Source organism: Cupriavidus sp. GW822-FHT03E04 (genome assembly GCF_058801495.1).
Genome location: NZ_JBXANI010000012.1, coordinates 35,136 through 51,153 on the forward strand (window position 1 = coordinate 35,136; position 16,018 = coordinate 51,153).

The 16,018-nt window shown below is 63.9% G+C and carries 11 protein-coding genes and 1 other RNA gene; 6 read left to right on the forward strand and 6 right to left on the reverse strand.

Annotated elements, in window-relative coordinates; all coding sequences use genetic code 11:
• Positions 1-17: 17 nt before the first annotated feature.
• A complete protein-coding gene (gene cphA, locus AC1RQC_RS18435; protein WP_492373958.1) occupies positions 18-2,654 on the reverse strand; it encodes a cyanophycin synthetase in 2,637 nt (878 codons plus the stop codon).
• Positions 2,655-2,894: 240 nt separating this feature from the next.
• Between cphA and AC1RQC_RS18440 the strand changes: the two genes are divergently transcribed.
• Both AC1RQC_RS18440 and AC1RQC_RS18445 read left to right on the forward strand, forming a co-directional pair.
• A complete protein-coding gene (locus AC1RQC_RS18440; protein ID WP_492884271.1) occupies positions 2,895-5,183 on the forward strand; it encodes a cyanophycin metabolism-associated ABC transporter in 2,289 nt (762 codons plus the stop codon).
• A 14-nt stretch (positions 5,184-5,197) separates the two neighbouring features.
• Complete coding sequence (locus AC1RQC_RS18445) at positions 5,198-5,668, forward strand: cyanophycin metabolism-associated DUF1854 family protein (RefSeq protein ID WP_144409738.1); 471 nt, start codon at positions 5,198-5,200, stop codon at positions 5,666-5,668.
• 8 nt (positions 5,669-5,676) lie between these two features.
• Here the strand turns inward: AC1RQC_RS18445 and AC1RQC_RS18450 are convergent, their stop codons facing one another.
• The 5 genes from AC1RQC_RS18450 to ompA form a co-directional block, all read right to left on the reverse strand.
• Complete coding sequence (locus tag AC1RQC_RS18450) at positions 5,677-6,558, reverse strand: hypothetical protein (protein ID WP_492884273.1); 882 nt, start codon at positions 6,556-6,558, stop codon at positions 5,677-5,679.
• 441 nt (positions 6,559-6,999) lie between these two features.
• Positions 7,000-7,358: a transfer-messenger RNA gene (gene ssrA / locus AC1RQC_RS18455) on the reverse strand.
• An 88-nt stretch (positions 7,359-7,446) separates the two neighbouring features.
• Positions 7,447-8,118 (reverse strand): phosphoglycolate phosphatase, encoded by a 672-nt coding sequence (gene gph / locus AC1RQC_RS18460; protein WP_416047841.1) that lies wholly within the window; start codon positions 8,116-8,118, stop codon positions 7,447-7,449.
• 2 nt (positions 8,119-8,120) lie between these two features.
• Positions 8,121-8,870: a bifunctional 2-polyprenyl-6-hydroxyphenol methylase/3-demethylubiquinol 3-O-methyltransferase UbiG gene (gene ubiG, locus AC1RQC_RS18465; protein WP_459373108.1), complete on the reverse strand. Its 750-nt coding sequence runs from the start codon at positions 8,868-8,870 to the stop codon at positions 8,121-8,123.
• Positions 8,871-8,981: 111 nt separating this feature from the next.
• Complete coding sequence (gene ompA / locus AC1RQC_RS18470) at positions 8,982-9,641, reverse strand: outer membrane protein OmpA (protein ID WP_492373962.1); 660 nt, start codon at positions 9,639-9,641, stop codon at positions 8,982-8,984.
• 458 nt (positions 9,642-10,099) lie between these two features.
• Here ompA and gyrA point away from each other — a divergent pair, with 458 nt between their 5' ends.
• From gyrA to pheA, 4 genes are all read left to right on the forward strand, one after another.
• Positions 10,100-12,814, forward strand: a complete 2,715-nt coding sequence (gene gyrA, locus AC1RQC_RS18475) for a DNA gyrase subunit A (RefSeq protein ID WP_492884275.1) — start codon at positions 10,100-10,102, stop codon at positions 12,812-12,814.
• 81 nt (positions 12,815-12,895) lie between these two features.
• A complete protein-coding gene (locus tag AC1RQC_RS18480; protein ID WP_043344476.1) occupies positions 12,896-13,459 on the forward strand; it encodes a DUF2059 domain-containing protein in 564 nt (187 codons plus the stop codon).
• Between the two features lie 122 nt (positions 13,460-13,581).
• Complete coding sequence (gene serC, locus AC1RQC_RS18485; protein WP_492884277.1) at positions 13,582-14,742, forward strand: 3-phosphoserine/phosphohydroxythreonine transaminase; 1,161 nt, start codon at positions 13,582-13,584, stop codon at positions 14,740-14,742.
• 117 nt (positions 14,743-14,859) lie between these two features.
• On the forward strand, positions 14,860-15,999 hold the full coding sequence (gene pheA / locus AC1RQC_RS18490; RefSeq protein WP_492373963.1) for a prephenate dehydratase: 1,140 nt from the start codon (positions 14,860-14,862) through the stop codon (positions 15,997-15,999).
• Positions 16,000-16,018: the final 19 nt, after the last annotated feature.

Consider the following 16,018-nt stretch of genomic DNA (forward strand, 5'->3'; position numbering starts at 1 on the left):
ATCAGTTTCCTTGCGGATCAGGCGCGGCGGCCCGGTTGGCCCATCCACTGGTGCACCAGGTCGATCGTCGGCAGGGTCGTCGCCTCATCGCATTGCAGGACCAGCAGGTCGCCGGCCACTACTTGCGCGAGCGCGGCCTCGATCGCCTGGCGGCGCGAGCCCTCGTCGATGATCTTGGTCACGCGCCGTCCTTCATACAGGCCCTGCTTGAGCAGCGCGCGTGCCTCGGCGTCCGGCAGCGCGCGCTTGACCGAAGTGTCTTCGCACAGGAAGACGCGGTCGAACGCGGCGCCCAGCACCTTGCCTTGCTTGACCATGTCTTCGTCGCGGCGCGGCGCGCCGGCGCCGTACACCACCACGCGGCGCTCGCTCGGGAAGCGTTCCAGCGATGCCACCAGCGCTTCCAGCGCGGGTGCATTGTGGGCGTCGTCGATCACCACGATGGCACCGTTGCGCTCGAACAGCGTGAAGCGTCCGGGCACATCCACCTGGCCCACATCGAATGTCACCACGCCAGCACGAATCAGGTCGTTGGAGATGCCCAGCGCCCAGCCGGTGGCCACAGCCGCCAGCACGTTCTCGACCTGGAAGGCCACGCGGCCCGCATAGGTGAGGGGGATCGCGGCCACATCGGCCAGCGGCACCTCGCGGCTGCCGGTGGCGAGCACCACTTTGCCGTCGCGCACGTAGACCGCACGGCGGCCCGCCGCGCGATGCGCGGCAATGGCGGGCAGGTCAGCCGTCATGCCGAAGAAGATCACGTCGCCATCGCACAGCTCGGCCATCTCCACGACCAGCGGGTCGCGCGCGTTGAGCACCGCCACGCCGCCGTCCAGTACCACGTCGACTTGGGTGCGCAGCACGTTGTACATCTTCTCGACTTCCTCGACGTAATACTGGCCAAGGTGGTCGGGCACATCGATATTGGTCACCACGCCGACCTGGCAACGGTCGTAGGCGAGGCCTTCGGACAGGATGGCGCCGCTGTCGTTCTCGAGCACGGCGGCATCCACCGCGCGGTTCATCAAGATGCGGCGGGCCGCGTCCCAGTTGGCGCGGTCGCCGCCTTGCACCTGGCGGCGGTCCAGGTAGAGGCCGTCGCTGCAAGCCAGGCCGGTGTGCTTGCCCGAGAGCTGCAGCAGGCGTGCGACCAGCTTGGCCACCACGGTCTTGCCGTTGGTGCCGGTGATGCCGACCACGGGAATGCGGCCGTTATCGTCGCCTTCGCCAGCCGGGAACAGGTGATCCACCACGGCACGGCCCACCGGGCGGGCTTCGCCGTTGGAGGGCTTCAGGTGCATCAACAGGCCGGGGCCGGCATTGACCTCGACAATGGCGCCGCGCTGCTCGGCGAGCGGCCGCGAAATGTCCTGCGCCACCAGGTCGACGCCGGCGATGTCCAGGCCCACGATGCGGGCGGCCAGCGAGGCATGCGCGGCCACGCTCGGGTGCACGCGGTCGGTCACATCGAAGGCCACGTTGCCGTTGCGCTGGATCAGCACATGCTTGCCCTCGGGCGGTACGGACGTGGCGTCAAAGCCCTGGCGCTTGAGTTCCAGGCGCGCGGCCGAATCCAGCCGTACCTTGTTGAGCGGGTGGTCTTCGGTGCTGCCGCGGCGCGGGTCGGAATTGATCTGCGACTCGATCAGCTCGTCGATGGTCGACTTGCCGTCGCCGGTCACGCTGGCGGTCTCGCCCATGGCGGCGGCCACCAGGCGGCCGCCCACCACCAGCAGGCGGTGTTCGTTGCCCAGCACAAAGCGCTCGACGATGACGCCACTGCCCTCATCGATGGCGACGCCGTAGGCGGTCTCGACTTCTTCGCGCGTGGTCAGGTTGGTGAACACACCGCGGCCGTGGTTGCCGTCATAGGGCTTGACCACCACCGGCAGGCCGATGTCCTCGGCGGCGTCCCAGGCGTCGGCGGCACTTTCCACCAGCCGGCCTTCGGGCACGGGCACGCCGCAGGATTCCAGCAGGCTCTTGGTCAGGTCCTTGTCACGCGAGATGCTCTCGGCAATGGCGGCGGTGCGGTCGGTCTCGGCGGTCCAGATGCGGCGCTGGCGGCTGCCATAGCCGAGTTGCACCAGGTTGCCCTCGGACAGGCGCAGCGCCGGGATGTCGCGGTCGTCGGCTGCGTCGACGATGCAGGCAGTGCTCGGACCCAGGCAGTGCTTGTCCACCAGGCGTCGCAGGTGATCCACCGTCTCCTGAACGTCATAGGGACGGTCCTCGATGGCGGCCATCACCAGGTCGCGGGCGGCGAACAGGGCGGCACGGGTGACATCCTCGTGCCAGGCCCGCACGATCACCTTGTAGACACCCCGGATCGGGGTCTCGCGCGCCTTGCCGAAGCCGCCGGGCATGCCGGCGAGGTTCTGCAGCTCAAGCGTGACGTGTTCCAGGATGTGGCCAGGCCACGTGCCGTCCTTGAGCCGCTGCAGGAAGCCGCCGCGCTCGCCGATACTGCAGCGATGCTCGACCAGCGAGGGCAGCCATGCCGACAGGCGCTCGTAGAACCCCGGAATCTTGTTGGAGGGAAAATCCTCCAGTTCCCCGATATCGACCCACGCCTCCAGCACAGGCCGATATGTCCACATATTCGGGCCGCGCAGCGACATGACATCGAAAATCTCAATGTCCTTCTTTTTCATTGATTTAGCTTGAGGCAGTGGGCGAGTGCCCGAGAAATAGAAGCCTAACCTTTCAGTAACGTTACAACGGTCAGCCGGTTGACTTTCTTGATTAAAAAGCGATTGTGCAGTGCATCAGGGGCGCCCGTGTGTTTGGCCTTATGTATACTGCGGGCAAATCGGCGGGCCGCCAGGGCGCGCCCGCGCTAAATTGTTTCAAGTTATGTCCATAGCCCAAGGACGCAGCATGCCGTACCAACGATGACCCAACCTTCCTTGCCCGTGATTGACAGCGACGCCCACAACGAGCCGTGGCGTAACGAACTCGGCACCCGCCTGCAAGCTGGCGAAGCCGTGCTTGCCTGGCTCGAAGTCGACCTTGACGCAAAGCTGCATTTTACCCAAGGCTGGGTACTTGTGACGGATCGTCGCTTGCTGGCGCGCATGCCGGGGCAAAAAGACTGGCAGGAATGGGCGATCCAGCCCGGATTATCGCTGCATCACGCCGATCATGCGGGGGTTGGCACGCTGGAGTTGCAAGACAACGGGCGATTGCTGGCCAGTTGGCGCTACACGCTGGGCCACAACCCGGCTGCGTTGCGCCTGATCGACCAGTTCCACGCGCAGCGCGACCTGTCGGCCTCAGGCCGGGCAGGGCGGCTGGATCTGGATGCCGAAGCGGTCTGCCCGACCTGCAAGGCTCCGCTGCCACCGGACGACGACCAATGCCCGCAATGCAGCCGTGACCTGGAAATGCCGCCGTCGACCTGGGCCCTATTGCGCCTGTGGCGGTTTGCCCGGCCGTACCGCTTCCAGTTGCTGGCCGGCTTCCTGCTGACGCTGCTGTCCACCGCCGCGACGCTGGTGCCGCCGTACCTGACCATGCCGTTGATGGACAACGTGCTGATTCCCTACCAAAACGGGCTGCCCATCGACTACGACCGGGTCAAGCTGTACCTGGCCGGCCTGCTGGGTGCGGCGCTGGTTGCATGGAGCCTTGGCTGGGCTCGCACCTATCTGCTGGCGCGGGTGTCCGAGCGCATCGGCGCGGACCTGCGCACCACCACCTACGAGCACCTGCTGCGTCTGTCGCTGGAGTACTTCGGCGGCAAGCGCACGGGCGACCTGATGGCCCGCATCGGCTCGGAAAGTGATCGCATCTGCGTATTTCTGTCGCTACATCTGCTGGATTTCGCCACCGACGTGCTGATGATCGTCATGACGGCGGCCATCCTGATTTCGATCAACCCGTGGCTGGCGCTGGTGACCCTGGTGCCGCTGCCGTTCATCGCGTGGATGATCCACCTGGTGCGCGACCGGCTGCGCCACGGCTTCGAGAAGATCGACCGGATCTGGTCGGAGATCACCAACGTGCTGGCCGATACCATCCCGGGCATCCGCGTGGTCAAGGCCTTTGCGCAGGAAAAGCGCGAAGTGGAGCGCTTCCGCGAAGCCAACCGGCACAACCTGGCCATCAATGACCGGGTCAACGCGGTGTGGTCGCTGTTCACCCCGACCGTCACGCTGCTGACCGAGATCGGCTTGCTGGTGGTGTGGATCTTCGGCATCTGGCAGGTCTCGCACAACGCGATCACGGTCGGCGTGCTGGTGGCCTTCCTCACCTATATCAGCCGCTTCTACACACGCCTGGATTCGATGAGCCGCATCGTCTCGGTCACGCAGAAGGCCGCCGCCGGCGCCAAGCGCATCTTCGATATCCTCGATCACGTCTCCAGCGTGCCGGAACCCACGCGGCCGGTGCACCTGGAGCGTGTGGAGGGCGCCATCGAGCTGCGCGAGCTGGGCTTCCGCTACGGCAACCGTGCCGTAATCCGCGGGCTCAACCTGTCGATCGCACCGGGCGAGATGATTGGCCTGGTGGGACACAGCGGGTCGGGCAAGAGCACGCTGGTCAACCTGATCTGCCGCTTCTACGATGTCTCCGAGGGCGCGATCCGGCTGGACGGCGTCGATATCCGCTCGCTGCCGGTCTCGGAGTTCCGCAGCCATATCGGGCTGGTGCTGCAGGAGCCGTTCCTGTTCTTTGGCACGATTGCCGAGAACATTGCCTACGGCAAGCCGGGCGCTTCGCGCGAAGAGATCATCGCCGCGGCGCGCGCCGCTCATGCGCACGAGTTCATCCTGCGCCTGCCGCACGGCTATGACTCTCTCGTGGGCGAGCGCGGGCAGGCGCTGTCCGGCGGCGAACGCCAGCGTATCTCCATCGCTCGCGCGCTGCTGATCAATCCGCGCATCCTGATCATGGACGAGGCCACCTCGTCGGTGGATACGACGACGGAGAAGGAAATCCAGAAGGCGCTGGACAACCTGGTGCAAGGCCGCACCACCATCGCCATCGCCCACCGCCTGTCCACGCTGCGCAAGGCGGACCGACTGGTGGTAATGGATCGCGGACAGATCGTGGAAGTTGGCAACCACGATGAATTGCTGGCGCGCGAAGGCGCCTACTACAAGCTCTACCAGGCGCAGGCCCGCAATGTCGATGCCGACGCGGATCTCACCTCCGCCGATGCGGTCAACGTGCAATAAGGATGGGAGCTCACATGCAGCAAGTCGATTTCAAGCTCTCCCGCAATGCCCTTGGCCGCCTGGTGATGACCACGGCAGATGGCGTTGTGCATGATGGTGTCGTTCCCGTGCGCGCCTTCCCCATCGCCGCGCCCGACGACGGCGTCGGCCTCGTCAGTGCCGATGGCCGCGAGCTGGCCTGGCTGCCTCGCCTGGATACCTTGCCTGCCCCGGTGCGCGAGATGATCGAGGCCGAGCTGGCCAGCCGTGAATTCATGCCGGAGATCCGCCGCATCCGCTCGGTGTCGACCTACGCTACCCCCAGCACCTGGGAGGTAGAGACGGATCGCGGCCTCACGTCGCTGGTGCTGCGTGGCGAGGAAGACATCCGCCGCCTCGCCGGCTCCACGCTGCTGATCTCCGACAGCCATGGCATCCATTACCTGGTGCGCAACCTGGCCAGCCTGGACAAGGGCAGCCGCAAGATCCTCGACCGCTTTCTCTAGGCTGCGCTTCAGAGCTTGCCAGTGAAGATCACCCCGACCTGGCGGTCGGGGCGCATCGCAAACAGGTAGATCTGGCCGGGCGTGGGCAAGCTATGCGTGGTGGTGGGGTCGTAGTAAGCGATGCCGCTCATGGGTGTGTTCGCGTAAGGGCAACTCGGCCCAGTCAGCTGCAGGGCAACGTTGTAGACCTTGCCCTGGCGCCGCGGCGTGGCGGTCCCGGTAAAGCTGCAGCCCGAGCCGCTGCCGTCTAGCGTGAGGTTGCCGCTGGCGTCGATGGAAAGCCTTACCGCACCCGCCTCGATTCCGGTCGTGTCGATGATGTTCGACGTGCCGTAGTAAGTCCCCTTCAGGCCGTCGGTGGTCGCGATGAAGTTGTAGTCGGTGCTGTAGGTGGCATTGACGACCGCGCTCTTGCCGTTGCGGTAGGTGACCTGCGCCTGGATCGACTTGCCCGGCACGTAGGCCGCCATCAGGTTCGCTGCGGTCAGGCTGTAGCCAGCCGCCTCCTGATTGAAGTCCAGCCCGTTGTTATTGGTGGTGAGCGCACCGCTGCCCGAGCTGTAGTTGCCGGTCAGGACCCCGGTCGATACGTCCGGTATGCCCGCCATCGCGTAGAAGGCGTAGTAGACGTTCTCGTCCAACACCAGGATGTTGAACCGCTCGCTGGCGGCAGAGGTACCGATGTAGAAGCCTGAGCCAAGCGCGATGGTGTCGGGTGCCGCCGGGGTCACTGGGGTCGTCGGGGCCGTGGGTGTCGTAGGTGTGGTGGGTGTGGTGGGTGTGGTGGCGGGAGGAGTGCGCACGATCGCCAGTCCGTCACTGTTGTCGCCCGATCCGCCACAGCCTGCGAGGGTCAGCGCAATGCTTGCAGCCCCAATCAGTTTCTTCATTTGTACTTGCCTGTTCCGATGCGCATGGGCGCCTCTGGCGCCGCTTTTCGGTTGCCGAAAAAATCTCGACTGTAACAGATGATTACAATTTGCTAATGACCTTGCGCCTGGCGACCGCGCTGAGCTTGTTCGAGCGCCCAAAAAAAGACGCCCACACAGGATTGGGCGGGCGCTGGAGGGCAACTCCGGACGTGAAGCTACGAAGGCCCGCGTCGGGAAGTCTGCCTCTGCAGAGGCAGCTTGGGTAGATGATGCAGGCTTGGGGGCGTTATGTGAATCGGACAAATCTTAATTCGGCGGAAATTGCCCGCCTTTGCAGCAATTTTTTTGGGGTAGTGGGGGCTTTGCGCCACCCTCATTATCAAAGCCGGAAAAAAGAAAACCCCGAGGATGCCTATCCTCGGGGTTTCGGTAGTCCTGGAAATAACCGGGACTGAATATTGGTGGAGCCGGCGGGAATCGAACCCGCGTCCGCAAGCCCTCCACAGAGAGTTCTACATACTTAGTCCTGCCATTTGATTTAACCGGTGCATCGCGGACGGACACGCTCTACAACGGCGAGTCACTAAATTTTCGTCCCTAGGTCCGTGACAAACTCAGGGCTTATCTGGCGTTAATGACCTCGCGTAGTCTTGCGACTCTAGCCCGCCAGCGAGCCAGTGCGAGGACGGCCGCAATTAAGCGGCCAGTGCGTAACGTTCGTCGTTAGCAGTTATTGCATTCCCATTGATTAACGAGGTGACGGGTCCTCGGTATGCCCTCCACTGCTTTGTAACCCACGTCGAAACCAGGTCGGCCCCTGCGTGAACTGTGTGAACAGTGTCAAGAAGACAGATTGTACCCCGTCGGCGGCTTCAGGTGTAAATGCCTGCCGTGCCGCCTCGCGCGTCAGCGCTGTGCGCCAGGGGCCAGCAGCGCGATCAGCTCGCTGGGATGGCGCACCAGGTAGTCGGCGCCCCATGCCTCGGGCGGTTCGCCATCGCCGCAGTAGCCGTAGGCCGCGGTGATGGTGATCATGCCGGCGGCCTTGCCTGCCTGGATGTCGCGCACGTCATCGCCAACGTACACGCAGCGCCCGGGCGCCACGCCGCTGACTTCGGCGGCATGCAGCAGCGGTGCGGGGTGGGGCTTGGCATGCGCCGTGGTGTCGCCGCTGACCACGGCTGAGGCGCGCGGCGCCAGTCCGATGGCGGCGACCAGCGGCGCTGTGAAGCGCGTGATCTTGTTGGTGACGATACCCCACCGGATGCCGGCGGTTTCGAGCGCGTCCAGCACCTCGGCCATGCCATCGAACAGGCGCGTATGCACCGCGATGTCGGCCTCGTAGTAATCGAGGAAGGTGTCGCGCAGGGCGGGGAACTCTGGGTCGGCCGGGCTCTTGCCGAAGGCGGCGCCAATCAGGCCGCGTGCGCCGTGCGAGGCCACGGGGCGGAGTTTCTCGTAGTCCACGGGCGGGCGGCCATGCTCGGTGACGAGCCGGTTCGCGGCCGCGGCCAGGTCGGGGGCGGTGTCGGCGAGCGTGCCGTCGAGATCAAAGAAGACTGCGTCGTAGGTGCGCATGTTCAGGCGGGCCGGCGAAATGCCATCATATAGTTCACATCGGTGTCCCGGCCCAGCGAGTAGACCTGGGTCAGCGGGTTGTAGGTCATGCCGCGCATCTCGACCAGTTCGAGCCCGGTGTTGCGGGCGTAGCGGGCGAGTTCGGACGGCGTGATGAACTTGTCGTAGTCATGCGTGCCGCGCGGCAGCATCTTGAGCACGTATTCGGCGCCGACCACGGCCAGCAGATAGGCCTTGAGGTTGCGGTTGATCGTGGAGCAGAACACGTAGCCGCCCGGGCGTACCAGCGTGGCGCAGGCGCGCAGGATCGATTGCGGGTCGGGCACGTGCTCCAGCATTTCCATGCAGGTCACCACATCGACGCTGGCGGGCATGCGCGCCGCCAGCGCTTCGGCAGCGATCTCTTCGTAGGTCACTGTCACGCCGGACTCCAGGCTGTGCAGGTCGGCGACCTTCAGTGCCTTGGTGGACAGGTCGATGCCGCGCACCGTGGCGCCGGTGCGCGCCATGCTCTCCGCCAGGATGCCACCACCGCAGCCGATGTCGACCACGTCCTTGCCCTTGAGGCTGGCGATGCCGTCGATCCAGCCGAGCCGCAGGGGGTTGAGTTCGTGCAGCGGCTTGAACTCGCTTTCCGGATCCCACCAGCGATGGGCCAGCTCGCTGAATTTGTCGATTTCGCGTGCGTCGGCGTTCTTACCGATCAAGGTAGTTTCAACGGTCGGATGGAGCGGGGAGGATATCTGCGTCATGGAGTTTGGCGCGCCACCAGGGCGGCAGCGTGAAAGCGGAGGGTATGCTGCGACTGTATCAAAAAAAAAGCCCAGCTTGCGCTGGGCTTTCTTTCATCGGAAAGGTTCCGATTAACGTGCGCTGCGGGTGCCGACCACTTCGACTTCCACGCGACGATTCGGCTGCTGGCAGGCGATTTGTGCCTTGCGATTGCCCTTGCACGACTTCGGGTCAACCTTCAGCTGACGCTTGCCCTTGCCTTCCGTGTAGACACGGTTGGCTTCCACGCCCTTGCTGACCAGATAGGCCTTGACGGCTTCAGCACGACGGATCGACAGGCGATCGTTGTACTTGTCCGAGCCGAACGAGTCGGTGTGGCCAACTGCGATAATCACTTCCAGGGTGATGCCCGACAGCTTGGAGGTCAGGTCGTCCAGCTTAGCCTTGCCTTCCGGCTTCAGCACAGCCTTGTCGAAATCGAACAGGGTGTCAGCAGCGAAAGTGACCTTTTCGCTGGAAACAACCGGAGGAGCAACCGGTGCCACCGAGGGGGCAGCCGGAGCGACCGCCGGAGCCAGGGCGCCATCGCACAGGGCGTTGGCGGTGGCCGGGGTCCACGAGCTGTCGCGCCAGCAGAGCTCGTTCGTGCCGTTCTTCCACACGTACTCGCTCGTACCGTTGCCCCAGTTATCGTTCACAGCCTTCTTTTCGTAGGGGACGGACTGGGCTTGAGCGGATGCAGCCATTACTGCGGTAGCTGCAACGAGCGCGAGCTTGGCAAATTTTTTCATATTTCTCCTCTCAGGATGAGATCACCGCAGGGTTACTGCGAGCAAATGGACGGAAACAAGTCATACATTCTTCGGAGTATAACATTCTCGATGCGGTGTATGCTCCACTTCGAACAATGTCTGGCTCTTCGCTGGGGAATTGTGCCACAAGGGTCGTTTCCTAAGAAGTAAATATATTCGATTCCATCAATGGGTTTTAGGCCTGTGGTGTTTGTGCAACATGGCCCTTGCGATGCCCGCAAACCCTTGTCAGGCCGTGCTTGCAGGATTTTCGACTCGGCCTTGCGCGTGCTTTCCGGGCGCTGCCGAAGCCCCTGCCAAGGGGGGCGCCGCGGCTGCGGGAGAGGGCAGCCGCGCATGTTAGAATGTCACGTTGCCCACCTGTCAGACGCCGCTTTGGCGAATGGCGATTCACCTGGGTGCCTTCTGTTTAAATTCGCCGGATAACCCACGCCGCAATGGATCAATTCGCCAAAGAAACCCTTCCGGTCTCCCTCGAAGAGGAAATGCGCCGTTCCTATCTCGATTACGCCATGAGCGTGATCGTCGGGCGCGCGCTTCCCGATGTGCGGGATGGCTTGAAGCCGGTACACCGGCGTGTGCTCTATGCGATGCATGAGCTTAACAACGACTGGAACCGGCCGTACAAGAAATCGGCCCGTATCGTCGGGGACGTGATTGGTAAGTATCACCCCCACGGCGACACTGCTGTATACGATACGATCGTGCGGATGGCGCAGAATTTCTCGCTGCGCTACATGCTGGTCGATGGCCAGGGTAACTTCGGTTCGGTGGACGGGGATAACGCGGCAGCCATGCGTTATACCGAAATCCGCCTGTCCAAGATTGCCCACGAGATGCTGCTCGATATCGATAAGGAAACTGTCGATTTCGGGCCGAATTATGACGGCTCCGAACATGAGCCGCTGATTCTGCCGGCACGCATCCCGAATCTGCTGATTAATGGTTCGTCGGGTATCGCGGTGGGTATGGCCACCAATATCCCGCCGCATAACCTTAACGAAGTGGTCGATGGCTGCCTGCATCTGCTGCGTAATCCGCAAGCTACGATTGACGAACTGATCGAGCTGATTCCGGCGCCGGACTTCCCGACCGCCGGCATTATCTATGGCATCCAGGGCGTGCGCGAAGGCTACCGCACCGGCCGCGGCCGCGTCGTCATGCGCGCCAAGACGCACTTCGAGGATATCGACCGTGGCCAGCGCCAGGCGATTATCGTCGACGAGCTGCCTTACCAGGTCAACAAGCGCACCCTGCTCGAGCGCATCGCCGAGCTGGTGACGGACAAGAAGGTCGAGGGCATCTCCGATATCCGCGACGAGTCCGACAAATCCGGCATGCGCGTGGTGATCGAGCTCAAGCGCAACGAAGTGCCGGAAGTGGTGCTGAACAATCTATATAAGCACACCCAGCTGCAGGACACCTTCGGCATGAACATGGTGGCGCTGGTCGATGGCCAGCCGCGCCTGCTGAACCTGCGCCAGATGCTGGATTGCTTCCTGTCGCACCGGCGCGAGGTCGTCACCCGCCGCACCGTGTTCGAGCTGCGCAAGGCGCGCGAGCGCGGCCATGTGCTGGAGGGCCTGGCGGTGGCTCTCGCCAACATCGATGAGTTCATCGCGATCATCAAGGCGGCGCCCACGCCCCCCATCGCCAAGCAAGGGCTGATGGCCAAGGCCTGGGATTCCAGCCTGGTGCGCGAAATGCTGGCACGCGCTGAAGGCGACACCGCCGGCGGCCGGGCGTCCTACCGCCCGGACGGTCTGCCGGCCATCTTCGGCATGCAAGCCGACGGGCTGTACCGCCTGTCCGACTCGCAAGCCCAGGAAATCCTGCAGATGCGCCTGCAGCGCCTCACGGGCCTGGAGCAGGACAAGATCGTCCAGGAATACCGCGATGTCATGGCGGTCATCTCCGACCTGCTCGACATCCTGTCGCGCCCGGAGCGCATCAGCACCATCATCACCGACGAGCTGACCGCCATCCGTGCCGAGTTCGGCGACCTGCGCCGTTCGCACATCGAGCTCAACGCCACCGAGCTCGATACCGAGGACCTGATCACCCCGCAGGACATGGTGGTGACCTTGTCGCACAGTGGCTATATGAAGAGCCAGCCGATTTCCGAGTACCGCGCGCAAAAGCGCGGCGGCCGCGGCAAGCTGGCGACCACCACCAAGGAAGACGACTGGATCGACACGCTGTTCGTCGCCAACACGCATGACTACATCCTGTGCTTCTCGAACCGCGGCCGGCTGTACTGGCTGAAGGTATACGAGGTGCCACAGGGGTCGCGCAACTCGCGCGGCAGGCCGATCGTCAATATGTTCCCGCTGTCCGATGGCGAGAAGATCAACGTCATCCTGCCGGTGCGCCAGTTCGATGCCGAGCACTTCATCTTCATGAGCACCGCGCGCGGCACTGTCAAGAAGACGGCGCTGACCGAGTTCTCGAACCCGCGCAAGGCCGGCATCATCGCAGTCGACCTCGATGAGGGCGACTACCTGATCGGCGCTGCCGTCACCGACGGCCAGCACGACGTGATGCTGTTCTCGGATTCCGGCAAGGCCGTGCGCTTCGACGAAAACGACGTGCGTCCGATGGGCCGCCAGGCCCGCGGCGTGCGCGGCATGAACCTGGAAGAAAGCCAGACCGTGATCGCCATGCTGGTGGCCCCGGCCGAGACCAGCGAGCAGGCCGTCGCAGTGGGCAGTGTGCTGACCGCCACCGAAAACGGTTACGGCAAGCGCACCCCGATCGCCGAGTACACTCGACATGGCCGTGGCACCAAGGGCATGATTGCGATCCAGACGAGCGAGCGCAACGGCCGGGTAGTGGCTGCCGCGCTGGTGTCGCCGGAGGACGAGATCATGCTGATCACGACCGGCGGCGTGCTGATCCGCACACGTGTGTCTGAAATCCGCGAGATGGGACGTGCCACGCAAGGCGTGACCCTGATCAATGTGGACGAGGGCACCAAGCTGTCCGGCCTGCAGCGAATCGTCGAAAGCGATGCCGACAACGGTGTGGCGGGCGACGAACTCGAAGAAGGGACTGACGCGGTGGATGCGGCGGCTCCGGCTGCCGACGGTGAGCAGGCAGGTGCGCAGGACGGCACCGACGCCGGCACACCTGACACAGGATCAAATTCGTAAGTTGTTGCAACATTGACCCGTTATCCGGAACTCGATTGCCGGCTGCGGGACTAAAACGGACATATTTACAAGGGAGTCACAATGCTCAAAACCTATCGACGTATCGCTGTTCTGGCTGCCTTCGTACCGGCCATGATGCTGGCCAACGCGGCGCATGCCCAGGACGCCGACAAGACCGCTGCCATCAAGGAACTGCTGACCGTGATGCAAGCCGACCAGGCCGTCAAGGGCCAGGCCGAGAACTGGCAGCAAGGCGCCAAGCAGGAAGCGCCCATGGTCCTGGAGCAGGTACTGGTCGAGAACAAGACGCTCAACGACAAGCAAAAGCAGGCTGCCGTCGAGAAGCTCAAGAAGAACGGCGCGGTGCAGCGCATGGTCGATGGTGCCGGCACGGCGTTCACCACCGATGGCTTCAAGACCGATGCCATGAAGGCCCACTACGACGCCTTCGGCAAGTACTACAGCGCCCAGGAAATCAAGGACCTGACCACGTTCCTGAAGTCGCCGACCGGCCAGAAGTTCATGGCTAACCAGGGCAAGGCGACCCAGGAAATCTGGGGCTCGATGATGCAAAAGTACGGCCCGCAAGTCGGCAAGTCGATGCGCGACGCCGCCGAGAAGGAAATCGCCGCCGCGGCGAAGTAATTCGCCGGCGGGCAGGCTGGGCGGGCGGGGCGCTGTCCTCGCCTCCCCAATCTGGCGCGGGTTTGATGGATAATGGCTGCTTGGGTAATACCGGCAGCCATTTTTCATTTCCATCTCGATCCATGAACGAACCCCAGAATCCAGCACTTGCCGCCATGATGCAGCGCGCCGTGGCCGAGCGTGTCTATAACTTCTCGCCCGGTCCGGCGGCCCTGCCGACCGAAGTGCTGCTGCAGGCAGCCGACGAGATGCTGTCGTGGCACGGATCCGGCGTGTCGGTGATGGAAATGAGCCACCGCAGCCGCGAGTTCGAGAGCATCCAGGCCGAGGCGCTGGCCAACCTGCGCGAACTGCTGCAGGTGCCGAAGAACTTCCGTATCCTGTTCCTGCAGGGCGGTGCCATCGGCGAAAACGGCATCGTGCCGCTGAACCTGATGCGCCGCGTGAACGCGGATCGTCCCAAGGCGGATTTCGTCGTCACCGGCACCTGGTCGGTCAAGTCCGAACAGGAAGCGCGCCGCTACGGCGAGGTGAATATCGCAGCCACCAGCATCGCGCAAAAGTTCGCCCGCATCCCGGATGTGGCTGACTGGAAGCTGTCGGACGATGCTGCCTACGTGCACCTGTGCACCAACGAAACCATCGTTGGCGTGGAGTTCCAGGACGTGCCCGACATCGGCCAGCACCGCGACGGCGGACCGGTCGTGGTCGCCGACGTTTCCAGCCACATCCTGTCGCGCCCGGTCGACTGGTCGCGCGTGCAGGTAGCCTACGGCGGCGCGCAAAAGAACATCGGGCCGGCCGGCCTGACTATCGTGATCGTGCGCGAAGACCTGCTGGGCCATGCGCATCCCCTGTGCCCGTCCGCCTTCAACTGGCGCCTGGTGGCCGAGCATGACTCGATGTACAACACGCCGCCGACCTATTCCATCTATATCGCCGGGCTGGTTTTCAAGTGGCTCAAGGCGCAAGGCGGCGTAGGCGCCATCGAGCAACGCAATATCGCCAAATCGCACGCGCTGTATGAGTTCCTCGACCAGAGCGCGTTCTACCGCAACGAGATCGATCCTGGCAGCCGCTCGCGCATGAACGTGCCGTTCTTCCTGGCCGACGAATCCCGCAACGACGCCTTCCTGGCAGGCGCGCGCGCCAACGGCTTGGTGCAGTTGAAGGGCCATAAGTCGGTCGGCGGCATGCGCGCCAGCCTCTACAACGCCATGCCGATCGAGGGCGTTGCCGCCCTGATCGAGTACATGCGCGAGTTCGAGCGGACCGCGGCCTGATCCTTTGTTCGCTGCGGCATCGCTTGGCGATGCCGCAGCGGTGCCGATTCGGTTTTTCCCAAGGCCATTTCACTGCCATTGGCACTGCGCAATGGCGTGGCGTAGCGGATTCATACAATGACAAATCAAGACAAGCAAGGCGTGCAGGGGGAGGCGCAGCAGGACAATGGCGCGGCCGAAAAGGCGCTGGGCGTCGAGCTGACGCCGCTGCGTGAGCAGATCGACACGCTCGACCGCGAACTGCTGGCGATGCTGAACCGCCGCGCGCAACTCGCCCTCGATGTGGGCGAGGTCAAGAAGAAATACGGCGCGCCGGTGTTCCGTCCCGAGCGCGAGCTGCAGGTGATCCGCAAGGTGCAGGGGGCCAACCCCGGCCCCCTGCTAGACGACAGCGTGGCGGCAATCTGGCGTGAAGTGATGTCGGCTTGCCGCGGGCTGGAGAAGCCGCTCGAGGTGGCCTTCCTCGGCCCGGCAGGCACGTTCTCGGAGCAGGCGCTGTACGCGCACTTTGGCCACGAGGTCAGCGGCGTACCCTGCCCCAGCATTGACGAGGTGTTCCGCGCGGTGGAAGCCGGCACCGTTGAGTACGGCGTGGTGCCGGTGGAGAATTCCACCGAGGGCGCGGTCTCGCGCACGCTGGACCTGTTCCTGCAGACCTCGCTGAAGATCAGTGGCGAGATCGCGCTGAAGGTGCACCACAACCTGATGGCGTCGTCGCCCGATATGAAGGGCGTGACCGTGGTGCGCGCGCATGCGCAGGCGCTGGCGCAGTGCCAGCACTGGCTCACGGCCAACTACCCGCACCTGGAGCGCCAGGCGGTGTCGAGCAATGCGGAAGCGGCACGCATGGCCAGCGAGGATCCCACCGTGGCGGCCATCGCCGGCGAGTCGGCGGCCAATCGCTACCACCTGCATCTGGTGCGCACGCACATCCAGGATGATCCGCATAACCGCACGCGCTTCGCCGTGATCGGCCGCTACGAGACCGAGCCCTCCGGCAGCGACCAGACCTCGATGATCCTCTCGGTGCCCAACAAGGCCGGTGCGGTCTACCAGCTGCTTGCGCCGCTGGCCGACAACGGCGTGTCGATGTGCCGGTTCGAGTCGCGGCCCGCGCGCAGCGGCGCGTGGGAGTACTACTTCTACGTCGACGTCGAAGGCCACCAGCACGATGCTTCAGTGGCGCGCGCGCTGGAAGAGCTGCGCCGCAACGCGGCTTACTTCAAGGTGCTGGGCTCGTATCCGTCCAGCCGGTAACAGGATCGGCGATCCGCGA

Bases quoted from the DNA above. Each gene is read 5' to 3' on its own strand.
- serC (WP_492884277.1), top strand. From the start codon at position 13,582: ATGAACGAACCCCAGAATCCAGCACTTGCCGCCATGATGCAGCGCGCC.
- gph (WP_416047841.1), bottom strand. From the start codon at position 8,118: ATGCGCACCTACGACGCAGTCTTCTTTGATCTCGACGGCACGCTCGCC.
- AC1RQC_RS18440 (WP_492884271.1), top strand. From the start codon at position 2,895: ATGACCCAACCTTCCTTGCCCGTGATTGACAGCGACGCCCACAACGAG.
- AC1RQC_RS18450 (WP_492884273.1), bottom strand. From the start codon at position 6,558: ATGAAGAAACTGATTGGGGCTGCAAGCATTGCGCTGACCCTCGCAGGC.
- ompA (WP_492373962.1), bottom strand. From the start codon at position 9,641: ATGAAAAAATTTGCCAAGCTCGCGCTCGTTGCAGCTACCGCAGTAATG.
- ubiG (WP_459373108.1), bottom strand. From the start codon at position 8,870: ATGACGCAGATATCCTCCCCGCTCCATCCGACCGTTGAAACTACCTTG.
- pheA (WP_492373963.1), top strand. From the start codon at position 14,860: ATGACAAATCAAGACAAGCAAGGCGTGCAGGGGGAGGCGCAGCAGGAC.
- cphA (WP_492373958.1), bottom strand. From the start codon at position 2,654: ATGAAAAAGAAGGACATTGAGATTTTCGATGTCATGTCGCTGCGCGGC.
- gyrA (WP_492884275.1), top strand. From the start codon at position 10,100: ATGGATCAATTCGCCAAAGAAACCCTTCCGGTCTCCCTCGAAGAGGAA.
- AC1RQC_RS18480 (WP_043344476.1), top strand. From the start codon at position 12,896: ATGCTCAAAACCTATCGACGTATCGCTGTTCTGGCTGCCTTCGTACCG.
- AC1RQC_RS18445 (WP_144409738.1), top strand. From the start codon at position 5,198: ATGCAGCAAGTCGATTTCAAGCTCTCCCGCAATGCCCTTGGCCGCCTG.